Annotated in this window: 13 protein-coding genes and 1 tRNA gene; 12 read left to right on the top strand and 2 right to left on the bottom strand. The window is 73.1% G+C overall.

Translation table 11 applies throughout. The features are described 5' to 3' along the window. The first annotated feature begins 52 nt into the window (after positions 1-52). Positions 53-904, top strand: a complete 852-nt coding sequence (locus PUR71_RS17840; RefSeq protein WP_329927995.1) for a fumarylacetoacetate hydrolase family protein — start codon at positions 53-55, stop codon at positions 902-904. A 57-nt stretch (positions 905-961) separates the two neighbouring features. Here the strand turns inward: PUR71_RS17840 and PUR71_RS17835 are convergent, their stop codons facing one another. After that, on the bottom strand, positions 962-1,720 hold the full coding sequence (locus PUR71_RS17835; RefSeq protein ID WP_329928153.1) for a TetR/AcrR family transcriptional regulator: 759 nt from the start codon (positions 1,718-1,720) through the stop codon (positions 962-964). A 194-nt stretch (positions 1,721-1,914) separates the two neighbouring features. On the opposite strand from PUR71_RS17835, the gene PUR71_RS17830 reads away from it, so the two are divergent. The 4 genes from PUR71_RS17830 to PUR71_RS17815 all read left to right on the top strand — a co-directional run bounded on the left by PUR71_RS17830 (position 1,915) and on the right by PUR71_RS17815 (position 7,538). Then, positions 1,915-3,621, top strand: a complete 1,707-nt coding sequence (locus PUR71_RS17830) for a DUF885 domain-containing protein (RefSeq protein WP_329927994.1) — start codon at positions 1,915-1,917, stop codon at positions 3,619-3,621. Between the two features lie 198 nt (positions 3,622-3,819). Further along, on the top strand, positions 3,820-5,385 hold the full coding sequence (locus tag PUR71_RS17825) for an MFS transporter (RefSeq protein ID WP_329927993.1): 1,566 nt from the start codon (positions 3,820-3,822) through the stop codon (positions 5,383-5,385). A 99-nt stretch (positions 5,386-5,484) separates the two neighbouring features. Next, entirely contained in the window at positions 5,485-6,414 is a 930-nt protein-coding gene (locus PUR71_RS17820) for a carbohydrate kinase family protein (RefSeq protein ID WP_443077480.1), read from the top strand. 104 nt (positions 6,415-6,518) lie between these two features. Next, complete coding sequence (locus tag PUR71_RS17815; RefSeq protein ID WP_329927991.1) at positions 6,519-7,538, top strand: trypsin-like serine peptidase; 1,020 nt, start codon at positions 6,519-6,521, stop codon at positions 7,536-7,538. Positions 7,539-7,655: 117 nt separating this feature from the next. Here the strand turns inward: PUR71_RS17815 and PUR71_RS17810 are convergent. Then, positions 7,656-7,727: transfer RNA gene (locus PUR71_RS17810), tRNA-Arg, on the bottom strand. Positions 7,728-7,884: 157 nt separating this feature from the next. Between PUR71_RS17810 and PUR71_RS17805 the strand changes: the two genes are divergently transcribed. From PUR71_RS17805 to rho, 7 genes are all read left to right on the top strand, one after another. Further along, positions 7,885-8,313, top strand: a complete 429-nt coding sequence (locus PUR71_RS17805; protein ID WP_329927990.1) for a response regulator — start codon at positions 7,885-7,887, stop codon at positions 8,311-8,313. A gap of 83 nt (positions 8,314-8,396) precedes the next feature. Next, a complete protein-coding gene (gene argS, locus PUR71_RS17800) occupies positions 8,397-10,058 on the top strand; it encodes an arginine--tRNA ligase (RefSeq protein WP_329927989.1) in 1,662 nt (553 codons plus the stop codon). A gap of 103 nt (positions 10,059-10,161) precedes the next feature. After that, complete coding sequence (gene lysA / locus PUR71_RS17795) at positions 10,162-11,556, top strand: diaminopimelate decarboxylase (protein ID WP_329927988.1); 1,395 nt, start codon at positions 10,162-10,164, stop codon at positions 11,554-11,556. 137 nt (positions 11,557-11,693) lie between these two features. Next, the gene (locus PUR71_RS17790; protein ID WP_329927987.1) at positions 11,694-12,986 is read left to right on the top strand and encodes a homoserine dehydrogenase; all 1,293 of its coding nucleotides are present in this window, start codon (positions 11,694-11,696) and stop codon (positions 12,984-12,986) included. 10 nt (positions 12,987-12,996) lie between these two features. After that, positions 12,997-14,094, top strand: coding sequence for a threonine synthase (gene thrC, locus PUR71_RS17785; protein ID WP_329927986.1), 1,098 nt, complete (start codon positions 12,997-12,999; stop codon positions 14,092-14,094). Positions 14,095-14,500: 406 nt separating this feature from the next. Further along, positions 14,501-15,439: a homoserine kinase gene (thrB, locus tag PUR71_RS17780; RefSeq protein ID WP_329927985.1), complete on the top strand. Its 939-nt coding sequence runs from the start codon at positions 14,501-14,503 to the stop codon at positions 15,437-15,439. Positions 15,440-16,037: 598 nt separating this feature from the next. Beyond that, positions 16,038-18,131, top strand: coding sequence for a transcription termination factor Rho (rho, locus tag PUR71_RS17775; protein WP_329927984.1), 2,094 nt, complete (start codon positions 16,038-16,040; stop codon positions 18,129-18,131). Positions 18,132-18,199 lie beyond the last annotated feature (68 nt).

Raw genomic sequence — 18,199 nt, 5'->3', positions numbered from 1 at the left:
ACCGGTGTGCGGCCGGCCCGGTGACCTGCGACGAAATGGTGGTGACGGATCGATGAAGCTCCTCCGTGTCGGACCCCCGGGCGCCGAGCGTCCGGTCGTGCTGGGACAGGACGGCACCGGTTACGACCTCTCCGGAATGGCCCGGGACATCGACGGGCCGTTCCTGGCCGCACTGGACGCGGCCGCGCTGGCCCGGGACGTGGCGGCGGGCCTGCTGCCCGAGGTCGACCTCGCCGGACAGCGGGTCGGCGCCCCGGTGGCCCGGCCGGGCAAGGTGGTCGGGATCGGGCTCAACTACCGCGACCACGCGGCCGAGGCCGGCGCCGCGATCCCGGACGAGCCGGTGATCTTCCTCAAGCCGAGCTCGACCGTGGTCGGCCCCTACGACGAGGTGCTGGTGCCGCGGGGCGGCGACAAGACCGACTACGAGGCCGAGCTGGCCGTCGTGATCGGGCGCCCGGCGAGCTACCTGGCCGGCCACGCCGAGGCGGCGCGGGTGATCGCGGGTTACACGATCGCCAACGACGTCACCGAGCGCGCGTTCCAGCTGGAGCGCGGCGGCCAGTGGGCCAAGGGCAAGTCGGCGCAGACGTTCACCCCGCTCGGCCCCTGGCTGGTCACCGCCGACGAGGTGGCCGACCCCCAGCGGCTGCCACTGCGGCTGTGGGTCAACGGCGAGCTCCGGCAGGACGGCAGCACCGCGCACATGATCTTCCCGGTGCTCGAACTCGTGCGCTACGTCAGCCAGTTCATGGCCCTGGAGCCCGGTGACGTGATCGTCACCGGCACCCCGGCGGGGGTCACCCTGGGCCACCCGGGCGCGGCGTTCCTCGCCCCGGGCGACGTCGTCGAGATCGAGATCGACGGCCTCGGTCGTCAGCGCCAGGTGCTCGGCAAGGCCTGAGCGCCCGCCGCCCGACCCCAGGCACGGGGGTCGGAAGGCCACCTCGGCCCGTGGTGCTCACCGCCCGGCCGCCAGCACCGCCCGCAGCCGCTCCGCCCGCGGCGCGTGCGGCCCCTCCAGCGCGAGCAGCGCGGCCAGCACCCGCGCCGTCTGCGGATCGTGCAGCGCCGTCGCCGCCGCCATCGCCGTGAACTGGTCGACCAGCCAGTCGCGCAGCTCGGCCACCGGCAGCGCGCGCCCCTCGTCCAGCCAGCTGAGCGAGGCCCCCTCGACCACCGCGATCCACGAGCGCACCAGCAGCGTGAGCCGCGGGCCCGCCTCCCGGACGCCCAGGTGTCGCAGCGTGCGCCGCAGCGCCGCCCGCCGGACGTCGTCGACGATCGCCGAGGTGCGGGCCGTCTCCACCACCGAACCGCCGCGCAGCAGCGCCGAGTAGCCGGCGTCGTGCTCGGCGACGAACGCGAAGTAGCCGTCCAGGACGGCCGACAGCTGTTCGGACGGCGTGCCGGTCAGCGGGACGGCGAAGCGGCTGGTCAGCTCGTCTGCGGCGGTGCGCAGCGCGGCCTCGTAGAGCTGCTGCTTGCCGCCCGCGAAGTAGCGGTAGACGAGCGGGCGGGAGGCCCCGGCGGCCTCGGCGACGTCGTCCAGGCCGACCTCCTCGGGCGCCCGGGTGGCGAACAGTTCCAGGGCCACCGCGATGAGTTGCTCGCGCCGCTGCTGGACCGGCAGCCGCCGGTAGCCGGCGCGGCGCGGCCGCGGTTCGGGGTCGGCCTGGGGGTTCGCCGGGCCGGATGCGGTGGCGGGGCGGGCATCCATGGCGCTCATGGCCGTCAGCGTAATGGGCGTCGGGACGATCGGATCCTGTCGCGCGCCGACGATCTCGAACGGTTGTCTGCGGGCGCCTTCCGAACGGTTGTCGCGGCGCGCGGCGGGCCGCCGACCACCCGCGGGCCACCCGTGCTGCGGGGCATGGGGGTTGCATTCGGCCCGTGCCGCGAAATGATGTCCGAATGGTTGAAGAACTGATCACCTCCGACGGCCCCACCCCGCGCCGCATCGCCGACGACTACGTCCGCGACCTCGCCGAGCTCGACCCGCTGACCGCGGTCTACCTGGGACTGAACCCCGAGGACGACCGGCTCCCCGACCTGTCCCCGGCCGGCGCGGAGGCGGTCGCCGACCTCGCCCGCCGCACCCTGGACCGGCTCGCCGAGGCCGAGCGGGCCGGCGCCGCCGAGGACGAGGCCGAGCGCCGCTGCGCCCGGCTGCTGCGCGAGCGGCTGACCGCCGAACTCGCCGTCCACGACGCGGGGGAGGGCTACCGCGCGGTCCGCAACCTCGGCTCGCCGGTGCACAACACGCGTGACGTCTTCACCCTGATGCCCACCGACACCGAGGAGCAGTGGGCGGTCGTCGGCCGCCGGCTGGCCCGGGTGCCGCTGGCGCTGGCGCAGTACCGGCGGACGCTGGAGGGCGGCATCGAGCGCGGTCTGCTCTCCGGGCCCCGTCAGGTCACCACCGTGGTCGGGCAGTTCGGCGAGTGGCTGGCCGGCGATACGCCCGGCGGGTGGTTCGGGCAGCTGGTGGCGCAGGCGCCGGAGTCCCTGCGCGAGGAGCTGTCGGCGCACGCCGTCGCCGCGGCCGGCGCGCTGAGCGAGCTGCGCGACTGGCTGCGCGACGTCTACGGCCCGGCCGCCGCCGGCACCCCGGACACCGCGGGCCGCGAGCGCTACGGCCGCTGGGTCCGCTTCTGGACCGGCTCCGACCTGGACCTCGACGAGGCCTACGCGTGGGCCTGGGGCGAGTTCCACCACCTGCTGGCCCAGATGGAGGGCGAGGCCGAGAAGGTCCGCCCGGGCGCGGGCCCGATGGAGGCGATGAAGTGGCTGGAGACGGACGGCGAGGGCATCATCGGCGCCGAGGCCACCCGTGAGTACCTCCAGGGTCTGATGGACCGGGCGATCGCCGACCTCCAGGGCACCCACTTCGACCTGGCCGAGCCGGTCACCCGGGTCGAGTCGATGATCGCCCCGCCCGGCAGCGCCGCCGCGCCGTACTATACGGCCCCCTCGCTGGACTTCACCCGCCCCGGACGGACCTGGCTGCCGCTGCTGGGCCGCGAGCGCTTCCCGGTGTGGGACCTGGTGTCGACCTGGTACCACGAGGGCGTCCCCGGCCACCACCTGCAGCTCGCGCAGTGGAACTACGTCGCCGACCGCCTCTCCACCTACCAGGTCAGCCTCGGCGGCGTGAGCGCCAACCTGGAGGGCTGGGCGCTGTACGCCGAGCGCCTGATGGACGAGCTCGGCTACCTGACCGACCCGGGCCACCGCCTGGGCTACCTCAACGCGCAGATGATGCGGGCGCTGCGGGTCATCGTCGACATCGGCATGCACGCCGGCTTCGACTTCCCCGCCGAGTCCCCGTACCGGCCGGGCGAGCCGGTGAGCCCGGAGGCCGCCCGCGAGTTCTTCGGCCGCTACTGCGGCCTGTCCAGCGACTTCCTGGACAGCGAGCTGGTCCGCTACCTGGGCATGCCGGGCCAGGCGATCGGCTACAAGCTGGGCGAGCGCGCCTGGCTGCGCGGCCGGGCGGCGGCGAAGGCGGCGCACGAGGCGCGCGGCGAGGAGTTCGACCTCAAGGCCTGGCACATGGCCGCGCTGTCGCAGGGTTCGCTCGGCCTGGACGACCTGGTCGAGGAGTTGTCGGCGCTGTAGCGGCCGGGCCGTCCGGGCCCCGGTCCGCCGGGGTCCGGACGTAGGCCGGTGGTCGCAGGACCCTGGTCGTACCCCTGTCTTCCATTGGTCCGGTATGAGGCGATTTGGTGAGTTTTTTCCTTGCCTTTCGCCCACATGAGCGTTTGGCTGGAAGGCGACTGCGTGACCTCTCCGTAAGCACTCCGGAAGGCTCGACCAGTGTCTGCGCAAACCGCCACCGGTCATGACGCCGCGGACAGCCGCCGCTGGTGGGCGCTGGCGGTCATCGCCATCGCCCAGCTCATGATCGTCCTCGACATCACCATCGTGAACATCGCGCTGCCGTCCGCCCAGCGGGACCTCGGGATCTCGGACGCCGACCGGCAGTGGGTGATCACCGCCTACACGCTCGCCTTCGGCGGCCTGCTGCTGCTCGGCGGACGCCTGGGCGACCTCTTCGGCCGCAAGCGCGTCTTCACCATCGGCCTGCTGGGCTTCGCGCTCGCCTCCGCGCTCGGCGGCGGGGCGACCGGCCCGGCCATGCTCTTCGGCGCCCGCGCCCTGCAGGGTGCGTTCGGCGCCCTGCTCGCCCCGTCCGCGCTGGGGCTGCTCTCGACCACGTTCACCAACCCGAAGGAACGCAGCACGGCCTTCGGGATCTTCGGCGCGATCGCCGGCAGCGGCGCCGCGATCGGCTTCATCGCCGGCGGGCTGCTGACCGAGTACCTGAACTGGCGCTGGTGCCTGTTCGTCAACACCCCGATCGCCGTCGCGACCGCCTTCGGGGCCTTCTACGTCCTGGAGCGCGACCACATCGCCAAGGGGCGGCGGGTCAGGCTCGACCTGCCGGGCGCGGTGCTCGGCTGCACCGGTCTGCTCGCCATCGTCTTCGGCACCTCCGAGGCCGTCACCCGAGGCTGGGGCGACGCACTGGTGATCGGCTCGCTGGTCCTCGGCGCGGCGCTGCTCGCGGCGTTCGTCCTGGTCGAGCGGCGCACCGCGCACGCGCTGCTGCCGATGCACATCGTCGCGGACCGCAACCGCGGCGGCGGCGCGCTGTCGGTCGGGCTCGCGATGGTCGGCATGTTCGGCCTGTTCCTGTTCCTGACCTACTACCTGCAGGTCATCAAGCACTTCTCGCCGGTGGTCACGGGCGTCTCCTTCCTGCCGATGACGGCCGCGATCGTGCTGAGTTCGACGGGCATCGCGGCCCGGCTGATGACCCGGGTGCCGTCCCGGCTGCTGATCGGCCCGGGGCTGCTGCTCGCGGCGGCCGGCATGGCCTGGCTGACCCAGATGAAGGTGGACAGCCCGTGGGCCGCGATGGTGCTCCCGGCGGTGCTGCTGCTCGGCTTCGGCATGGGCCTGGTGTTCATGCCGTCGATGAGCCTGGCCACCCTCGGGGTCGCCCCGAACGAGGCCGGTGCCGCCTCGGCCACCATCAACTCGGCCCAGCAGGTGGGCGGTTCGTTCGGTACCGCGCTGCTGAACACGGTCGCGGCCAGCGCCACGGCGACGTACCTGTCCACCCGGCTCGTGCGGACGGCGCAGGTCCAGGCGCAGGGCGCGGTGCACGGCTACGTGATCGCGACCTGGGTGGCGATGGGCGTGCTGCTGCTGGCCGCGGTGATCGCGTTCCTGATGATCGACCACCGGCCGGCTCCCGGTGAGGCCACGGGCATCCCGAGCGGCGCCGGCGCCGCCGAGGCCGCCGTCGTCGTCGACGGGCATCCCAGCGCCAAGGCGGGCGCGACCGCTCCGGCGCAGCGCCAGCGATCGACCTGAGAGCGAGCCGCCTGAAAGTTTCCGCAAGGTCTTGCAGTCGACCTCCGGCGCCTGCTTGACTCCTGGCCACCGTCCAGGGATCGAGGAGGCGCCGTCGTGCTGCCCGCAACGGATCCGGCCGCGCCCGCACCGGCGGAGTTCGACCTGCTCGTCGTCGGCGGCGCCGGCGTGGACACCGTCGTCCGCGTCGACCGGCTGGCGATCCCGCCGGGGGACTCGCAGTCCGTCGGCCCGGTGCGCGACCACGCCGGTCACACCGGCACCGGCGTCGCCCTCGGCGCCCACCACCTAGGCCTGCGCACCGCCTTCATCGACTTCCTCGGCGACGACCCCCAGGGCGAACTGCTCCTGGCCGCGTTCGCGCGCCACGGCCTGCACTTCGCGCACCTGGTGAGTCCGCACGGCACCCCGCGCGGGGTCAACCTGGTGGACGCCGACGGCCGCCGGTTCTCCTTCTACGACGGCCGCCACCCCGCCGACCTCCGGCTGCCGCGCGCCTTCTACCTCCCGTATGCCGAGCGCAGCCGGCACGTCCACCTGTCCATCACCGGCGTCAACCGCGACATGTACGGCGACCTGCGCCGGCTCGGCCGCACCACGTCCACCGACCTGCACGACTGGGACGGCCGCGAGCCGCACCACCGCGACTACGCCCTCGGGTCCGACCTCGTCTTCCTCTCCGTGGCCGGGTGCCGGGGCCGCCATGAGGAGGTGATGCGGGCGGTCCTCGACGGCGGCCGGGCGTCGGTCGTGGTCGCCACCGCCGGCGCCGACGGCTGCTTCCTGCTCACCCGGGACGACCCGGCGCCGCGCCACGTCCCGGCCGTCGACCCCGGCCGCCCGGTGGTCGACACCAACGGCGCGGGGGACGCCTTCGTGTCCGGCTTCCTGTACGCGTGGTTCCGGGGCCGCCCGCCGCTGGACTGCGCCCGGGCCGGCGCCGTGGCGGGCGCGCACGCGTGCACCGTCGCGGGGACGCACACGGCCTTCGTCGCTGCGGCGGCGCTGGAGTCCACTGCCGCCGGGTGATGGCTTTTCTCATGGAGCTCCAAGCCTCGGGTCACAACTTTTCGAGTCAGAGGCGGCATAGTCAGTGACCGGACAACGCCGACTCCCGAGCAGGAGAGACTCGCATGGGCCAGCACCGCCGCCGCTCGACCCCGCGACGCAGATTCCTGGCCCCGACCCTGCTCACCGCGCTCTCGGCGCTGACGGTGGCCGCCGTGGTGACCGGCATGCACTCGCTGAGCCCGTCCGAGGCGACGGCCGCGAGCAGCCCCACCCGCACCTCCCCGACGGCGGCGGCGCCCGCCTCGGCCCCGGCCCCGACGGCCCCCGCGGCGACCGCGGAGACCGCGTCGACGTCACCGCTCGCCGAGCCCACGCCGTCGAGCACCCCGAGCCCGGCGGCCGACACCCCGACGCCGACGCCCACCCCGACACCCACCCCGACCCCGACGCCCACCGCCACGACCGCCCCCGCCACCCGCACCGTCAGCCTCGGCACCACGGCCGCCGCCCCGGCGACCTCCGAATCGTCCACCGTCGGCGCGCTGTTCAGCGGTTCCGTCGCGGCCGGCAACCACTTCTGCACCGCCAGCGTGGTGCACAGCGCCACCGGCAACCTCCTGCTGACCGCCGCGCACTGCCTCAGCAGCACCGACGGCGTCGTCTTCGCGCCCGGCTACCGCAACGGCACCGCGCCGTACGGCACGTGGCAGGTGACGGCGGTCCACACCACCACCGGCTGGTCCCAGAAGGGCGACCAGGACGAGGACTTCGCGATCCTGGAGACGGCCCCGCACAACGGCCGCAAGATCGAGGACGTGGTCGGCGCCAACCGCCTGGGCACCGACGAGCCGTTCGACGCGACCGTCCGCCTCTACGGCTACCCGGCCGACTCCGAGTCCCCGAGCCTGTGCACCAACACCACCGACAAGCAGGCGACGTACCAGCGCGTCATCGACTGCCCGAGCTATCCGGCCGGCACCAGCGGCGGCCCGTGGATCAACACCGCCACCGGGGACGTGGTCGGGGCCATCGGCGGCTACCAGCAGGGCGGGGACACCGACGACGTGTCCTACAGCGCCTACTTCGACCACACGATCGCGACGCTCTACTCCCAGGCCGAGGCCGCCGCCTCCGCCTCCTGAAGCCCGCCGCCCGGCCGCCCACCCCGCGGCCGGGCGGCGTCCGCGCCAGGGCTCCGGAAAAACGACGAAGGCCCAGATCGGTGGATCAACTCCACTGATCTGGGCCTCGGTTGCAAGTGCCCCCGGTAGGATTCGAACCTACGCACCCGCCTCCGGAGGGCGGTGCTCTATCCCCTGAGCTACGGGGGCCTGCTCTTGCCGTCGGGGCCTGCGCTCCGACGTGGAGAACACTACCAGGCTCCGGCCGTGCTCCGTGCACGGGTTTCGCACCCGCGCCGCCGGCCCCCGCGGGCGGAAGTCGGCAAAGGCCGGACGGGGCGGCGGCGCCGCCGATACCCTCGGTGAGGTGTCGGGAGAGTCCGGGCGGGTCCTCGTGGTGGACGACAGCGAGGTGATCCGCCAGCTGATCAGGGTGAACCTGGAACTCGAGGGCTTCGAGGTGGTGACCGCCGCCGACGGCGCCGAGTGCCTGGAGGTGGTCCGCCGGGTGCGGCCGGACGTGGTGACGCTGGACGTGGTGATGCCGCGGCTGGACGGTCTGCGGACGGCGGCCCGGCTGCGCGCGGCGCCCGGCACCAGCGGGCTGCCGATCGCGATCGTGAGCGCCTGCACGCCGGCCGATCTGGACCTGGGGGAGGCGGTCGGGGTGGACGGCTACCTCGGCAAGCCCTTCGACCCGGCGGACCTGGTGGCGCTGGTGCGCCGGCTGATGGCCCTGGGCGGGCGGCCCGACGCGTTTCGCCCTGAGCGAACAGAGCGCACCGATCGGGGCTGAGACCGCCGCCGGGCCGCGCACGGGCGTCTCAACCGGCAAACCGAGTGGCGGGCGGGCACCCCCTCTCGCCTACGCTTGGCGTCGTGACCCCCGCAGAGCTTTCCCAGGCAGTCCAGGCCGCAGTGAGCGCCGCCGTCGAGGCGGGCGAGCTGGCCGTCGCCGTGCCCGAGCACGTGACGGTCGAGCGGCCCAAGAACAGGGACCACGGCGACTACGCGACCAACGTGGCCCTCCAGCTCGCCAAGGCGGCCGGCAAGCCGCCGCGAGCCGTCGCCGAGGCGCTGGCCGACCGCCTGCGAGGGATCACCGGCGTCGCCAAGGTCGACATCGCCGGTCCGGGCTTCCTGAACATCACCCTGGACACCGCCACCGCCGGCGCGCTCGCGCGCACCGTCGTCGAGGCCGGCGAGGCCTACGGGCGCAACGAGGCCCTCAAGGGCCTGAAGATCAACCTGGAGTTCGTCTCCGCCAACCCGACCGGCCCGATCCACATCGGCGGCGTCCGCTGGGCGGCCGTCGGCGACTCGCTCGCCCGCGTGCTGCGGGCCTCCGGCGCCGACGTCACCACCGAGTACTACCTCAACGACGCCGGCGTGCAGATCACCAAGTTCGCCGCCTCGCTGCAGGCCGCCGCGAACGGCCGCGAGGTGCCCGAGGGCGGGTACGTCGGCGAGTACATCGTCGACATCGCCAAGACGATCACCGACGCCGTCCCGGGCCTGCTCGACCTGCCCGAGGCCGAGCAACTGCAGGTCTTCCGCACCGAGGGCCTCAAGCTCATGGTCGCCGAGATCAAGCGCTCGATGGACGAGTTCGGCACCCACTTCGACGTGTGGTTCTCCGAGAAGTCGCTGCACGACTCGGGCGCCGTCGGGAAGGCCATCACCCGGCTGCGCGAGCAGGGCCACGTCTTCGACCAGGACGGCGCGGTCTTCCTGCGCACCACCGACTTCGGCGACGACAAGGACCGCGTCCTGATCAAGGCCGACGGCGACACCACCTACTTCGCCGCCGACGCCGCCTACTACCTGTCCAAGCGCGACCGCGGCACCGACGTCGCGCTCTACATGCTGGGCGCCGACCACCACGGGTACGTCAACCGCCTCAAGGCCATCTCGGCCTGCGCGGGCGACGACATGAACCACAACATCGAGGTGAAGATCGGCCAGTTCGTGAAGATGCTTCGCGACGGCGAGGAGGTCCGCATGTCCAAGCGGGCCGGCAACATCATCACGATCGACGACGTGGTCGAGTGGATCGGCGTGGACGCCGCCCGCTACACCCTGGCGCGCTCCTCCACCGACTCGACGATCACGCTCGACATCAACATCCTGACGAGCCAGACCAATGAGAACCCGGTCTTCTACGTCCAGTACGCCCACACCCGGATGTGCGGCGTGGCGCGCAAGGCCGCCGAGCTGGGCGTGGACAAGGGCACGGCCGAGCAGTTCAAGCCCGAGCTGCTCGCCACGGAGTGGGAGAACGAGGTGCTGGGCCACCTCGCCCAGTTCCCGGTCGTGCTGGCCGAGGCGGGCCAGCTGCGCCAGCCGCACAAGGTCGCCGTGTACCTGGAGCAGCTCGCGGGCAAGTACCACCGCCTGTACGAGAACTGCATGTTCCTGCCCAAGGGCGACGAGGAGCTCACGGACACGCACCGGGCCCGCCTCTGGCTGGTCGAGGCGACGCGCACCGTGCTCGCCAACGGCCTCACGCTCTTGGGCGTGACGGCGCCCGAGCGGATGTAGGAACCACCCCCAAGCGCACGGCGGGGGCGGCTGACGGTCAACGGGGACCGTCGCCGCCCCTCGCCATAGGTCCCGAAGCCACAGGTCCCGAAGGACGAGATCGATGAGTCGCTCCGCACACCCCGCAGGCCCCCGTCACGGCGACGTCCTGCCCGAGGGCCACTACCAGGCCCCGCCCGCCGACCTGAACGCGCTCGACCCCAGGGTCTGGTCGCGCACCGTCGCCCGCGACGCCGACGGCGTGGTCACCGTGGGCGGCATCGACGTCAAGCGGCTGGCGGCCGAGTTCGGCACCCCGGCCTACGTCATGGACGAGGAGGACTTCCGCACCCGGGCACGCGCCTGGCGCGACGCCTTCGGCACCGACGCGGACGTCTACTACGCCGGCAAGGCGTTCCTCTCCAAGGCGGTCGTGCGCTGGCTGCACGAGGAGGGCCTCAACCTCGACGTGTGCAGCGGGGGCGAGCTGGCCGTGGCGCTGGCCGCCGGGATGCCGGCCGGGCGGATCGCGCTGCACGGCAACAACAAGTCGGTGGACGAGCTGGAGCACGCCGTGAAGGCGGGCGTCGGCCACGTCGTCGTCGACTCCTACGAGGAGATCGAGCGGCTGGCGGCGATCGCCGCCCGGTACGGCGTGCGACAGCCGGTGCTGATCCGGGTCACCGTCGGGGTCGAGGCGCACACCCACGAGTTCATCGCGACGGCGCACGAGGACCAGAAGTTCGGCCTGTCGCTGACCGGTGGCGCGGCCGCCGAGGCGGTGCGCCGGGTGCTCGGCCACCCGACGAGCCTGGAGCTGCGCGGCATCCACTCGCACATCGGCTCGCAGATCTTCGACATGGCCGGCTTCGAGGTGGCCGCCCGCCGGGTGGTCGGCCTGCTCGCGCAGGTCCGCGACGAGCACGGCGTCCAGCTGCCCGAGATCGACCTGGGCGGCGGCCTCGGCATCGCCTACACCAGCGACGACGACCCCCGCGAGCCGGCCGAGATCGCCGCCGCGCTGGCCGACATCGTCCGCCGCGAGTGCCGGGCGGCGGAGCTGGACGTGCCGCGCCTGAGCGTGGAGCCGGGCCGGGCGGTCGTCGGCCCGACCGCGTTCACGCTGTACGAGGTCGGCACCGTCAAGCCGCTGGAGGGCCTGCGCACCTACGTGAGCGTGGACGGCGGCATGTCCGACAACATCCGCACCGCGCTGTACGACGCCGAGTACTCGGTGGCGCTCGTCTCGCGCACCAGCGACGCCGAACCGATGCTGGTCCGGGTGGTCGGCAAGCACTGCGAGTCCGGCGACATCGTCGTGCGGGACGCCTTCCTGCCGGCCGACCTCGTCCCGGGCGACCTGCTCGCGGTGCCGGCCACCGGCGCGTACTGCCGCTCGATGGCGAGCAACTACAACCACGCCCTGAAGCCGCCCGTGGTGGCCGTCAAGGACGGTGGGGCGCGGGTGATCGTCCGGCGCGAGACGGAGGAGGATCTCCTGCGTCTGGATATCGGATGACGAAATTCTCGTCTCAGATCATGGAACGACCGTAGATCCGTGCGGAAAGTCCCCGAGACTGGTACGGACCGAAGTTCCCGGCGGCCCGAGAAAACCGCCGGAAATACCGAAGCACGATGAATGCAGAGCGGAGTCGGATGATGCGTACGCGCCCGCTGAAGGTGGCGTTGCTGGGTTGCGGTGTGGTGGGCTCCGAGGTGGCGCGCATCATGACGACGACGGCCGACGACCTCGCCGCGCGCATCGGTGCCCCGGTCGAGCTCGCCGGCATCGCGGTCCGCCGGGCCGGCCGGGAGCGCCCCGGCGTCCCCGCGCACCTGCTGACCACCGACGCCGAGGCCCTGATCAACCGCGGCGACATCGACGTGGTGATCGAGGTCGTGGGCGGCATCGAGCCGTCCAAACACCACATCCTGTCGGCGTTCGAGCAGGGTGCCTCGGTGGTCAGCGCCAACAAGGCACTGCTCGCCCAGGACGGCGCCGAGCTGCACGCGGCCGCCGCGGCGGCCGGCGTGGACCTGTACTACGAGGCCGCGGTGGCGGGGGCGATCCCGCTGCTGCGCCCGCTGCGCGAGTCCCTCGCCGGCGACAAGGTGAACCGGGTGCTCGGCATCGTCAACGGCACCACCAACTTCATCCTCGACAAGATGGACACCACCGGCGCCGGCTACTCGGAGGCGCTGGAGGAGGCCACCGCGCTCGGCTACGCCGAGGCGGACCCGACCGCCGACGTCGAGGGCTTCGACGCCGCCGCGAAGGCCGCGATCCTGGCCGGCATCGCCTTCCACACCAAGGTGACCGCGGCGGACGTCTACCGCGAGGGCATCACCGAGGTGACCGCGGCCGACATCGCCTCCGCCAAGGCGATGGGCTGCGTGGTCAAGCTGCTCGCGATCTGCGAGCGGGCGGCCGACGGCGAGTCCGTCACCGCGCGCGTGCACCCGGCGATGATCCCGCTGTCGCACCCGCTGGCCTCCGTCCGCGAGGCGTACAACGCGGTGTTCGTCGAGGCCGAGGCGGCCGGGCGTCTGATGTTCTACGGCCCGGGCGCCGGCGGCTCGCCGACCGCCTCGGCGGTGCTCGGCGACCTGGTCGCGGTGTGCCGCAACAAGCTCAACGAGGCCACCGGCCCCGGTGACTCGGTGTACACGCAGCTGCCGGCCAAGCCGATGGACGAGGTCGTCACCCGCTACCACGTCAGCCTGGACGTGGACGACCGCGCCGGTGTGCTCGCCCAGGTGGCCTCCGTGTTCGCCGAGCACGGCGTCTCCATCGACACCGTGCGCCAGCAGGGCCGCGACGGCGACGCCTCGCTCGTCGTGGTCACCCACCGTGCCACCGACGCCGCCCTGTCGGCGACGGTCGACAAGCTCCGCGCGCTGGACAGCGTGCGGGACGTGGCCAGCATCATGCGGGTCGAAGGGGAGTAAGGAACTAGCCATGAACGCCGTTGCCGAGAACGTCGTCCGAGGCGCGCGCACCCACCAGTGGCGCGGCCTGATCGAGGAGTACCGCGACCGCCTGCCGGTCACCGCGGCCACTCCGGTGGTCACCCTGCTCGAAGGCGGCACGCCGCTGGTCCCCGCCCAGGTGCTGTCCGAGCGCACGGGCTGCGAGGTCTACCTGAAGGTCGAGGGCGCCAACCCGACCGGGTCCTTCAAGGACCGCGGGATGACGATGGCCATCTCCAAGGCCAAGGAGGAGGGCGCGCAGGCCGTCATCTGCGCCTCCACCGGCAACACCTCGGCCTCCGCCGCCGCGTACGCGGTGCGGGCGGGGATGGTGTCCGCGGTGCTCGTCCCGCAGGGCAAGATCGCCCTGGGCAAGATGGGCCAGGCGCTGGTGCACGGCGCCAAGATCCTGCAGGTGGACGGGAACTTCGACGACTGCCTGACGCTCGCGCGCGAACTGTCCGAGAAGTACCCGGTGGCGCTGGTGAACTCGGTGAACCCGGTGCGCATCGAGGGCCAGAAGACGGCCGCCTTCGAGATCGTCGACATGCTCGGCGACGCCCCGGACATCCACGTCCTCCCGGTCGGCAACGCGGGCAACATCACCGCGTACTGGAAGGGTTACCGCGAATACGCCACCGACGGCCTGGCCTCCCGCACCCCGCGGATGTGGGGCTTCCAGGCCTCCGGCTCGGCCCCGATCGTGGACGGCGCACCGGTGCTCAAGCCGCAGACCATCGCCACCGCGATCCGGATCGGCAACCCCGCCTCGTGGGACTTCGCGCTCGCCGCGCGGGACGAGTCGGGTGGCCTCATCGACAAGGTGACGGACCGTCAGATCCTCGCCGCCTACCGGCTGTTGGCCTCGCGGGAGGGCGTCTTCGTGGAGCCCGCCTCGGCCGCCTCGGTGGCCGGTCTGCTGGCCAAGGCGGAGGCCGGGCTGGTCGATCCGGGCCAGCGGATCGTCTGCACCGTGACCGGCAACGGCCTCAAGGACCCGGACTGGGCGGTGGCCGGCGCGCCGCAGCCGCAGGTCGTCCCGGTCGACCCGGAGGCGGCGGCCAGGCGCCTGGGCCTGCTCGACTGACCCCCGGCCGGGCCATCCGGCGGGTGGGGCACAAAGCCTGACACCGCGACGGACCGAGACGGGCCGACCCTTTCGGGGGTCGGCCCGTCAAAGTTCTCCACTGACACTTTTGTGTCAATTCCGCTGCGCATTCCGATCCGATTCCGGCCCCCTCTTTGGCAGGGAGGGGTGCGCATTCCGGCCAGAAGCGGCAACACACCAGATCGAAGGCCCACGGGGTGTACCACTGGGGAACCTCTCTTCGATACTCTGGGTCCGGCCGTGTGGCACATGCCCCGGGTCCGGCCCCCTCGCGGGCCGCACCGACGACTGTGACCGCCCGCCCCGGTACGGGGCCCGCGGCCCGCCTCCCCACCCTCGCACCGACGCGCTCCGCGCCGCCGATTTCCCCAGGAGAGTCCACCGCATGGCCGGTCCCGCGTTCCGTGCCGCCGCCGTCCGGGTCCGGGTCCCCGCGACCAGCGCCAACCTCGGTCCGGGCTTCGACGCCTTCGGCCTCGCACTGGGTCTGTACGACGACGTGGTCGTCCGGGTCGCCGACTCCGGCCTGTCCGTCGACATCGCCGGGGAGGGCGCCGACTCGCTGGCCCGCGACGAGCGTCACCTCGTCGTCCGCTCGATGCGCGCCGCCTTCGACCGGCTCGGCGGCCAGCCGCGCGGCCTCGAAGTGGTCTGCGCCAACCGGATACCGCACGGCCGGGGCCTCGGTTCCTCGTCGGCGGCCATCTGCGCCGGCCTCGTCGCCGCCCGTGCCGTCACCATCGGCGGCCCCTCCGCGCTGGACGACGACGCGCTGCTGGACCTGGCCTCCGAGCTGGAGGGCCACCCCGACAACGTCGCGGCCTGCCTGCGCGGCAACTTCACCGTCGCCTGGACCGACGAGGAGTCGGCCAAGGCGGTCGTCCTGGAGCCGTCCGAGCGGGTCGTGCCGGTCGTCTTCGTGCCCGCCACCGAGGTACTCACCAAGACCGCCCGCGGCCTGCTGCCCAAGACCGTCCCGCTCGGCGACGCCGCGGTGAACGCGGGCCGCGCCGCGCTGATGGTCGAGGCGCTGACCCGGCGCCCCGAACTGCTGCTCGCCGCCACCGAGGACCGGCTGCACCAGGACTACCGCGCCTCCGCGATGCCCGAGAGCGCCGGCCTGGTGGGCGCCCTGCGCGCGGAGGGCATCCCCGCGGTCATCTCCGGGGCCGGCCCGACCGTCCTCGCGCTCACCGACGAGGCGGGCGCCGACAAGGTGCTCTCCTTCGCCGGGCACCACGGCCACGGCGGCGACCCGGCGTTCGCCGCACACCGCCTGGAGCTCGACCGCACCGGTGCCACGGTGCTCCCGCTGGACGCCTGAGCAGCACGTTCGGGCGGTCCGCCCGGGTCCGGCGCGGCACGCCCGCAGCCGGGCCGTCCGGACACGATTGGCAAGCGCACGGCTGGGGAATGTCTGAGGGGGTCGGTAGTGTTAATCTCATTGCTGCACCAGGTGCCCTCCGGGGCTCGGTGCGCCGCGTCCCGATCCCAGCACTCCGCTTTCGCGGAGTCCCGGCGATATCCGGGGCGACGATTCTCCGGGAGCCCACCGCAGCGCGTACGCAGCCTGCCTGCGCGACTTGCGGCCGCATCCCGAAGCCGTGACGGCACCTGACTCCCACCCGCGGCCTCCCACCTCGAGGCCAGGACGGGCGGAGCGCGGGCCACCGTCACGCGACGGGGGCCCGGGATTCGCAGGCAGCGTGGGAGTACGCCCTTCGGGGAGGTCGGCACACGGCCGGCCCACCGCGCCACTCGCACCACCGTGCTTCGTGCACCGCACCTCGCAGCTCTCCCTCGACGGCTTCCGCCGTTCGAGGGATCACCGCCTCGGACCGACGCAGTCGAGCGTTGGTCAGGACAGCACAACCGGTCGCCGAGCCAGACAGGCCGACGTCCGCTCCAGGGAAGGACCCTTAGTGAGCGACACCACCGATCTGATGGGCGCGCGCCCGGACGCCGACGCGTCGGACGCCGCCGCCCCCGCTGCCCCGGCCCGGCGCCGCCGTTCGGCCGCCGCGGGCCTGGACGGGATGGTCCTGGCCGAGCTCCAGAAGCTCGCCGCGGATCTGGGCATCACCGGTACCGGACGCATGCGCAAGAGCCAGCTGATCGAGACCATCAAGGAGAAGAGCGGCGGCGACCCGCTGCTCGCCGCCGGTGGCGCCCCGGCCGCCAAGCGCACCGCCGCCAAGGCGGACGCCGAGGCCCCGGCCGAGAAGCCGGCCCGCCGCACCAAGGCCGCCGCGGCCGCCGCCGCCCCGGCCGCCGAGCCGCAGGCCCAGATCGAGATCCCGGTGCAGGCCGCCGCCGAGACCGCCGCGCCCGCCCGCGCGGAGCGCACCCGCCGCCGCGCCACCTCGGCCGCCGGCGCCCCGGTCGCCGAGGCCGCCGCCGCCGAGTCGGCCGCCGTCGTCGTGGCCGAGCCGAAGCAGGCCGAGGCCCGCCCGGCCGAGACCCGCGCCTTCGAGGGCCGCGAGGAGGGCCGCACCGAGTCCCGCCGCGACCGCCGTGAGCGCCGCGACCGCCGCGACGGCGGCGAGCGCACCGAGCGCCAGGAGGGCGGCGAGGCCCAGGCCGGCCAGGACGGCGACTCCCGTGAGTCGCGCCGCGACCGCCGCAACCGCCGTGAGCGCGCCGACCGCCAGGGTCAGCAGGGCGGCGGCCAGCAGCAGGGCGCCCAGGGCGAGGGCCAGGCCCGCCAGGGCGGCCAGCAGCAGGCCCAGCAGCAGCCGCAGGCGCAGCAGGGCGGATACGACGACGACGAGTTCGGCGACGGCCGCCGCGGCCGTCGTGGCCGTTACCGCGACCGCCGTGGCCGCGGCAGCCGCCGCGAGGGCTTCGAGACCGGCGCCCCCGAGCCGCAGATCGGCGAGGACGACGTCCTGATCCCGGTCGCGGGCATCCTCGACATCCTCGACAACTACGCGTTCGTGCGCACCTCCGGCTACCTGCCGGGCCAGAACGACGTCTACGTCTCGCTCGCCCAGGTCCGCAAGAACGGCCTGCGCAAGGGCGACGCCATCACCGGTGCCGTGCGCCAGCCGCGCGAGGGCGAGCGCCGCGAGAAGTTCAACGCCATGGTGCGCCTGGACTCCGTCAACGGCATGGACCCGGAGAGCGGCCGCGGCCGTCCCGAGTTCAACAAGCTCACCCCGCTGTACCCGCAGGAGCGGCTGCGCCTGGAGACCGACCCGGGCGTGCTGACCACCCGGATCATCGACCTCGTGTCGCCGATCGGCAAGGGCCAGCGCGGTCTGATCGTCGCGCCGCCGAAGACCGGAAAGACGATGGTGCTGCAGGCGGTCGCCAACGCGATCACCCACAACAACCCCGAGTGCCACCTGATGGTCGTCCTGGTCGACGAGCGTCCGGAGGAGGTCACCGACATGCAGCGGTCGGTGAAGGGCGAGGTCATCTCCTCGACCTTCGACCGCCCGGCGGAGGACCACACCACCGTCGCCGAGCTCGCGATCGAGCGGGCCAAGCGGCTGGTGGAGCTCGGCCACGACGTCGTGATCCTGCTGGACTCGATCACCCGCCTCGGCCGCGCCTACAACCTGGCGGCGCCGGCCTCCGGCCGCATCCTGTCCGGTGGTGTCGACTCGACCGCGCTGTACCCGCCGAAGAAGTTCTTCGGCGCCGCGCGCAACATCGAGAACGGCGGCTCGCTGACCATCCTGGCCACCGCGCTGGTCGAGACCGGCTCGCGCATGGACGAGGTGATCTTCGAGGAGTTCAAGGGCACCGGCAACATGGAGCTCAAGCTCGACCGCAAGCTCTCGGACAAGCGCATCTTCCCGGCCGTCGACGTGGACGCCTCCAGCACCCGCAAGGAGGAGATCCTGCTCGGCAGCGAGGAGTTGGCCATCGTCTGGAAGCTGCGCCGGGTGCTGCACGCGCTCGACTCGCAGCAGGCGATCGAGCTCCTGCTGGACAAGATGAAGCAGACCAAGAGCAACGCCGAGTTCCTGATGCAGATCGCCAAGACGACCCCCGGCTCGGGCGACTGACCGTAGTCGCACGGCACCGTCTGCACGGGACCCCGGATCGCGCGAGCGGTCCGGGGTTCCGGCGTTCC

Origin of the sequence: Streptomyces sp. SP17BM10, from assembly GCF_036322405.1 — a bacterium.
Taxonomy (GTDB): Bacteria; Actinomycetota; Actinomycetes; order Streptomycetales; family Streptomycetaceae; genus Kitasatospora.
Note: the sequence above shows the minus strand (reverse complement) of the source record. Positions and strands in the feature narration are given on the sequence as shown.

Excerpts from the sequence above, each read along its gene's own strand:
- PUR71_RS17840 (WP_329927995.1), top strand. The coding sequence starts at position 53 with ATGAAGCTCCTCCGTGTCGGACCCCCGGGCGCCGAGCGTCCGGTCGTG.
- PUR71_RS17835 (WP_329928153.1), bottom strand. The coding sequence starts at position 1,720 with ATGGATGCCCGCCCCGCCACCGCATCCGGCCCGGCGAACCCCCAGGCC.
- PUR71_RS17830 (WP_329927994.1), top strand. The coding sequence starts at position 1,915 with ATGGTTGAAGAACTGATCACCTCCGACGGCCCCACCCCGCGCCGCATC.
- PUR71_RS17815 (WP_329927991.1), top strand. The coding sequence starts at position 6,519 with ATGGGCCAGCACCGCCGCCGCTCGACCCCGCGACGCAGATTCCTGGCC.
- lysA (WP_329927988.1), top strand. The coding sequence starts at position 10,162 with ATGAGTCGCTCCGCACACCCCGCAGGCCCCCGTCACGGCGACGTCCTG.
- PUR71_RS17790 (WP_329927987.1), top strand. The coding sequence starts at position 11,694 with ATGATGCGTACGCGCCCGCTGAAGGTGGCGTTGCTGGGTTGCGGTGTG.
- thrC (WP_329927986.1), top strand. The coding sequence starts at position 12,997 with ATGAACGCCGTTGCCGAGAACGTCGTCCGAGGCGCGCGCACCCACCAG.
- thrB (WP_329927985.1), top strand. The coding sequence starts at position 14,501 with ATGGCCGGTCCCGCGTTCCGTGCCGCCGCCGTCCGGGTCCGGGTCCCC.